6 protein-coding genes are annotated in these 6,082 nt (G+C 71.4%); 3 read left to right on the forward strand and 3 right to left on the reverse strand.

The annotated features are described in order from the left end of the window. Positions 1-3 precede the first annotated feature (3 nt). Positions 4-1,266: a hypothetical protein gene (locus IE332_RS37475; protein ID WP_189925610.1), complete on the reverse strand. Its 1,263-nt coding sequence runs from the start codon at positions 1,264-1,266 to the stop codon at positions 4-6. 387 nt (positions 1,267-1,653) lie between these two features. Here IE332_RS37475 and IE332_RS37480 point away from each other — a divergent pair, with 387 nt between their 5' ends. Continuing rightward, a complete protein-coding gene (locus IE332_RS37480) occupies positions 1,654-2,439 on the forward strand; it encodes a hypothetical protein (protein ID WP_189925612.1) in 786 nt (261 codons plus the stop codon). Between the two features lie 75 nt (positions 2,440-2,514). Here IE332_RS37480 and IE332_RS37485 read toward each other — a convergent pair whose 3' ends face one another. Next, a complete protein-coding gene (locus tag IE332_RS37485) occupies positions 2,515-3,087 on the reverse strand; it encodes a PH domain-containing protein (RefSeq protein ID WP_189925614.1) in 573 nt (190 codons plus the stop codon). Positions 3,088-3,137: 50 nt separating this feature from the next. Next, positions 3,138-3,839 carry a DUF3592 domain-containing protein gene (locus tag IE332_RS37490; RefSeq protein ID WP_189925616.1) on the reverse strand — a complete coding sequence of 234 codons (702 nt, stop codon included), beginning with the start codon at positions 3,837-3,839 and terminating at the stop codon, positions 3,138-3,140. Positions 3,840-4,061: 222 nt separating this feature from the next. Between IE332_RS37490 and sph the strand changes: the two genes are divergently transcribed. Then, the gene (gene sph, locus IE332_RS37495) at positions 4,062-5,054 is read left to right on the forward strand and encodes a sphingomyelin phosphodiesterase (RefSeq protein ID WP_189925618.1); all 993 of its coding nucleotides are present in this window, start codon (positions 4,062-4,064) and stop codon (positions 5,052-5,054) included. A 185-nt stretch (positions 5,055-5,239) separates the two neighbouring features. Beyond that, a partial coding sequence (locus IE332_RS37500; protein ID WP_189925620.1) for a thioesterase family protein occupies positions 5,240-6,082 on the forward strand: 843 nt, incomplete at its 3' end.

The raw sequence follows: 6,082 nt of genomic DNA on the forward strand, positions 1-6,082 counted from the left end.
GGATCAGCCCTCCTGCGCGATCTCCTTGATGTCCTCGAAGGTCATGCCGAGGGAGTTGAACGAGCGGGCCTGGGTCTCCGGGACGCCGAGCGCGGCGAGCTCCTTGAGCTGCGCGGCGGTCAGCGGCGCGGCGGGGGTGAGCGGACCGCCCGCGGCGCCGGGGCGAGCGCCGGCGCCCGCCCCGGCACCCGGACCGGCGGCGAAGCCGAGCACCGCCTTCATCAGGTCCTCGGAGGTCAGCTTGGTCGCGTCGGCCGGGGCCTGGACGTTCGGGGCCGACTTGTCGAAGGCCAGCTTCACCGGGAAGTTGACGCCCGGCTCGATCTTGTCCGCCAGCTGGGCGAGGTCGAAGGTGGCCGAGGAGAAGGCGCCGTCCTTCAGGTAGAGGTCCACGCCGACCTTGCGGTCCGGCACGTCGCTCGGGGCCTTGCTCGGGAACTTCTTGAACTGCTGCGGGAACTTGTCCGCGACCGGCTTGACGGCCTTGAACAGCTCGTCCACCAACTGGCGGGCCGGGGCGCTCATCCAGATGTGCTCGGTGCCGTCCTTCTTGCCCTTGTCCTCGTACGTGACGGTGCGGCCGAGCACGTCCTTGAGCGAGTTGAGGAGCTGCTTGGCGGCCTCCGGGTCGGCGGTGGGCGCGGCGCTCGGGCTTGCCTTCTTGCCGTCGTTCTTCTTCGCCTCGTCGGCGAGCGCCTGGAGGTCGAGCTCGACCCACTTGCCGGCCAGCACGTCCTTGACCGCGGCCATCTCCGGCGGCAGGTCCTTGGTGACGGCGTCCACCTCGGACGGGTCCTCGCCGGTCAGCTTGACGACGCCCTTGGCGTCGACGTGCAGGTAGCCCTTGGCGTCGACCTGGCGGTACTCCAGCAGCGGGGCGCCGTTGCGGTCGGCGACCACGTAGGAGACGCGCACCGACTTGTCGAGCGTCAGGTCGTTGTTCGCGGTCGAGCCCTTGGCGTTCTTGAAGGCCTCGATCTCCTTGAGCGGCTTGTCCGCGGAGACGGCGACGGCGAGCGAGAGCCCGGACATCGCCTTGGCGCTCTTCTCGTCCAGCCCGTCGTCGGCGCCCTTCTCCCCGGTGGCCTTGGCGAAGGCGACGATCTGCTCGGGGGTGGCGTCGATGGAGAGCTTGAAGCCGGCCGACTTGCCGTCACCGACCTTGCCGAAGGCCTTGGACACCTTCTGGGCGGCGTTGAGCTGCTCGACGGTGCCGCAGGCGGCGAGAGCGGTGGCGAGGACGGATGCGGTGACGGCGACGGGCATCGCACCGCGAGCGGCCTTGCGGATGGCGGTGTTGATGGTGCAACTCCTGTGTGACTGGGCCCGATCGGTCGACCGGGCCTTTCTCTCCCCTGTGGCCTCAAGCGCCACAGTGCATACACATGTGATCACATTATCAGCAAGGCGTCGCACCATTATTTGGGGCAGGCTTTAAGCGATGTGGCTGGAATGGTCCGCAATGGCCGGATCCGTCCGACGGCCTCCGCGCACCGTCCGGCGGACCCGTCCCGCACGACGGCGAGCCATGGTGAACCATGGCGGAACCTTTGCCAAGAAGGGGTGTTCAGGCCCACACCACCGGCTGCTAGCCTCAGCCGATTTCCCGCCGGGCAAGGTCGGCGGACATGACGGGTAAGAGGTACCGGAAGCATGGCAATACGCCGGGCGAAGCAGAAGGCCCAGGTCATCGAGAAGCTCTCCCAGGTGGCACCGCCGGGGGACGCCTTCATCGCGTGCGTGCACGTGGAGACCGGACCCAGCCCGTGGCTCAACGCGGTCTTCGACGAGATCCCGCTGCTCGGCCTGATCGTCGCACTGACCCGTCGGTTCTACTTCCTGACGCTCACCAACAGCTCCGTCGTGGTCAACACGGCCAGCCGCTGGACCAACCGCCCCGGCGAGGTCGTCGCGGTCTTCCCGCGGCACGCCTTCCCGGTCAGCCGGGTCAAGCGGGCCTCGATCTGGAGCTCGATGTACCTGCAGCTGCCCGACAGCGCCAAGCCGACCCGGCTGAACGTCCACCGCTACTGGCGGGCCGAGCTGGACCAGTTGAGCACGGTCTTCCCGCCCGGCTCGATCGACCCGGGCTCGCAGCCCTTCGAGCTCGCGCCGAAGGACACGGGCTACCCGGGGCCGCAGGGCCAGCCGTTCCCGCAGCAGCAGGCCGGCTACCCCCAGCAGCAGGCCTACCCCGCGCCGCCGGCCCAGCCCTACCCGCCGCAGCAGGCCTACCCGGCGGCACCGCAGGGCCAGCCGTACCCGCCCCAGCAGCCGTACCCGGCGGCACCGCAGGCGCAGCCCTACCCGCCGCAGCCGTACCCGTCCCAGCAGGCCTACCCGGCGCCGCAGGGCCAGCCGTACCCGCCGCAGCAGCCCTACCCGGCGGCACCGCAGGCGCCCTACGGCGGGCAGCCGGGCTACCCGTCGCAGCGGTGACCCGGCCCGCGGGAGGCTGAACGCACGTCAGCCCCGGCTCCCACGAGGGAGCCGGGGCCGTTCCGTTGCCGCGACTTACGACGACTGCAGGCCCACCACGAGGACCACCGCCGCGACGATGACGAGTGCGAGGAGCAGGCCCACCACGGTGGGCGTCAGCCGGTCCCGGAACTGCTTGGCCGGCCGGATCCGCCAGGTCGGGTGCGTGCTGTACTCCCACCAGTTCACCAGCCGCTGGAAGTTGACGTCGAACTCGGCGGCCGGGTAGATCGAGCTGGTCTGCAGGCCCGGCAGCGAACGGCGCCGCCCGCCGGCGAGGAAGATCCGCGCGGAGGACGAGGCCGTGCCGTTGCCCTTGGTCTCCCGCACGTCGACCCACCGGATCTCCGGCCACGGGTAGGTCCGGCCGCGCCCGAGGCCCCAGCAGATGGTGACGCCCTGGGCGTCGACGCGGCTCCAGCAGCGCCAGCTGAGCGCGAAGGACCCGCCTGCCAGCACCAGGGTCCCGAGGACCAGCCAGAAGGTGCCCATGGCACCGAGATGCGTGCTGCCGATGGCCAGCTGGAGCACCAGCACGATGACCAGCGGCCCGAGATTCGACCACGAGGGCCGGAACAGGTCTTTCCCCCGGAAGATCAGTTCGTTCACACGGCGCACATTACGCCTGCGCCCCCGGGGGCGGGCGAGGGGGGTACGGCTCACGCCTTGCGGCCCCGCGCACCCCCGGCCGCGGCGGTCTCCCGCAGGGTGCGGCGCGTGGCGGCCAGGGTGAGCAGGCCCCACAGGGCGGCGAGCACGGCGGTGACGTACACGCCGGTGCCGAGGAAGTCGAGGTCCTCCTCCGTCGAGACGGGCGGGGCCCAACCCGCCGGGTCGACCAGCACGTTCATGGTGTCGCCGATGTCGGACCGGCCCGAGCAGCCGAAGCCGCCGACCTGGCCGTGCGGCAGCGGCTGCCCGTCGGTGCGGCGGATGTCGCAGGTCCAACTGACCCGGCCGCTCCTGTCCTTGGCCTTGTGGGCGTCGGTGATCACCACCTCGGTCTCCACCGCGCGGTGGGCCATGAGCTGCGCGCGGATGCTCGTCGTCGGAAGGACCATGAGCAGTACCCCGAACAGCACGGCGAGCAGGATCACCCAGCCCTTGGGCCGGATGAGCCCCATGCCGATGATCCCGGCCGAGAGCGCCAGGAAGGCGGGGATCATGCAGAGGACCTGGTAGTCCGGGTTGGTGGCGACCGCCAGCAGGCCGACCATCAGCACCGGGACGGACCCGACCAGCCACGCCGCGCGGCGGACCGTCCGGGGTGACGGCGGTGGCGCGGGTCGTCTGCGCACCCGCTTCGGGGGCTTGGCCATCCCTTCGGCGAGTGGCCGCTTCCGCTTCTTCCCGCCTGCCATGGGGCCCCCGTTCGGTGTCTTCCGTGCCTGCGACAGTGTGACCGCAGGTCCTGACGTCCGGAAGGGCGGGTGCCGGTCTCCGTCCGGTCCGGAGTTACCGACGAGTTCACCGAATGCTCGCCGGAAGTCTTGCGGGTCGTGCCGACGGGCAAGTTGGATACACAACATCCCTCGACCCGACGGGTCCACGACACCTTCCACGACACCTTCCACGGAGCCCAGATGCCGCTGTCGTCCGTCCGCCGTGCCCTCGCCGCCGGCGCCGCCGCCACCGTGATCGCCACCCTCGGCACGGCCCCCGCCTCGGCCGAGACCGCGCCGGCCCCCTCCTCGACAGAGAGTGCGCCCCCGCTCGACGTGCTCACCTACAACGTGTTCCTGATGAGCACCTCGCTCTACCCCAACTGGGGCCAGCAGTACCGGGCGCAGGCGATCGCCTCGGCGGACTTCTTCCAGGGCCACGACGTGGTCGTCCTGGAGGAGGCCTTCGACAACGCGGCCTCCGACGCGCTGACCGCCAAGGCCTCGGCCGCGTACCCGTACCACACCCCGGTGGTCGGCCGCTCGACCGCCGGCTGGGACGCCACCTCCGGCAGCTACAGCTCCACCACCCCTGAGGACGGCGGGGTCACCCTGCTCAGCAAGTGGCCGATCCTGCACAAGGAGCAGTACGTCTACAAGGACGCCTGCGGCTCCGACTACTGGTCGAACAAGGGCTTCGTCTACGCCGTGCTGGACGTCGACGGCCGCCGCACCCACGTGGTCGGCACCCACCTGCAGTCCACCGACTCGGGCTGCTCCAGCGGCCAGGCCGCCGGCATCCGGGCCAAGCAGCTCACCGCGATGCGCGCCTTCCTGGACGCCAAGCGGATCCCGGCCGACGAGCCGATCGTCCTCGCGGGCGACCTCAACATCGACTCGCACGGGTCCGAGTACCAGGCGCTGCTGACCAACGGCAACCTCGCCCCGGCCTCCGCCCGCACCGGCTGGCCGTACTCCTTCGACACCGTCGACAACTCCGTCGCCGCCTACCGGTACCCGGGCGAGCCCAAGGAGGACCTCGACTACGTCCTCTACCGCGCCGACCACGCCCGCCCGCAGCAGTACACCAACCAGGTGGTCCGGGTGCACAGCGCGCCCTGGACGGTGAGCAGTTGGGGCAAGAGCTACACCTACACCGACCTCTCCGACCACTACCCGCTCGCCGCGCACTGACGCTCCGCCGGAGCGGGGGCCGGCCGCCGTGTGCGGCATGGGGTGCGGGACGCCCTGTGGGATGCGTCACCGTCACGCCCGGCAAGCGGTTCGGCCCCTTACGATCCTGAACGCCGAGGTCGGGCGCCGTCGTACCCCGGCGGCGCCCGCCCGGCGCCCAGTGATCCGCCCGAGGAGAAGCGCACGTGACCACCCCCACCGCCGCGCCCGACAGCTACGACCAGAGCTACTACCAGCGCACCGGCGAGAACCGCTACAAGCCCACCGCCCAGGCCCAGGGCGCCTGGCACCCCGACGAGCAGCACTTCAGCCCGCTCGGCGGCCTGATCGTCCACGCCATCGACCAGTACCGCGCCGACCGCGGTCACGCCGGCAACGGAACGGCCGGCCACCCCGGCGTCGGACTGGCGCTGGCCCGGATCAGCTTCGACATACTCGGCCTGATCGCCCTGGAGGAGTTCGAGGTCACGGTGGAGACCGTCCGGCCCGGGCGCACCATCGAGCTGGTCGAGGCCACCGTGGTGATCGGGGAGCGCGCCGTGGTCCGGGCCCGCGCCTGGTTCCTCGCCGAACTCGACACCACCGCCGTCGCGGGCACCCACGACCCGCGGCTGCCCGCGCCCGAGGAGTTCGAGCCCTGGGAGATGAGCGGGCTCTGGGGCGGCGGCTACATCTCCTCGATCGACGTCCGCCACCGGGCGACCGCCCCGGGCCGGGCCGCCGCCTGGATCGCGAGCCGGGCCCAGCTGGTCGCCGGGGAGCCCTGCGGCCCGCACGCCTCCTTCGTCGCCCTGGTGGACACCGCCAACGGCATCGCCGCCCGCCAGGACCCCACGGAGTGGATGTTCCCCAACACCGATCTGACCATCCACTTCCACCGCTGCCCCGAGGGCCGCTGGACCGGCCTGGACACCGGCGTCAGCTTCGGCCCGGCCGGTCACGGCGTCACCAGCACCGTCCTGCACGACGAGCGGGGACCGGTGGGACGGGCCGAGCAGATCCTCACCGTCCGCCCGCAGCCGGTGAGT

The organism is Kitasatospora xanthocidica, assembly GCF_014656195.1.
GTDB classification, from domain to species: Bacteria; Actinomycetota; Actinomycetes; order Streptomycetales; family Streptomycetaceae; genus Kitasatospora; species Kitasatospora xanthocidica.

What these genes read in the sequence shown, in the direction of transcription:
- IE332_RS37475 (WP_189925610.1), bottom strand. Translation starts at nt 1,266, where the DNA reads ATGCCCGTCGCCGTCACCGCATCCGTCCTCGCCACCGCTCTCGCCGCC.
- IE332_RS37480 (WP_189925612.1), top strand. Translation starts at nt 1,654, where the DNA reads ATGGCAATACGCCGGGCGAAGCAGAAGGCCCAGGTCATCGAGAAGCTC.
- IE332_RS37490 (WP_189925616.1), bottom strand. Translation starts at nt 3,839, where the DNA reads ATGGCAGGCGGGAAGAAGCGGAAGCGGCCACTCGCCGAAGGGATGGCC.
- sph (WP_189925618.1), top strand. Translation starts at nt 4,062, where the DNA reads ATGCCGCTGTCGTCCGTCCGCCGTGCCCTCGCCGCCGGCGCCGCCGCC.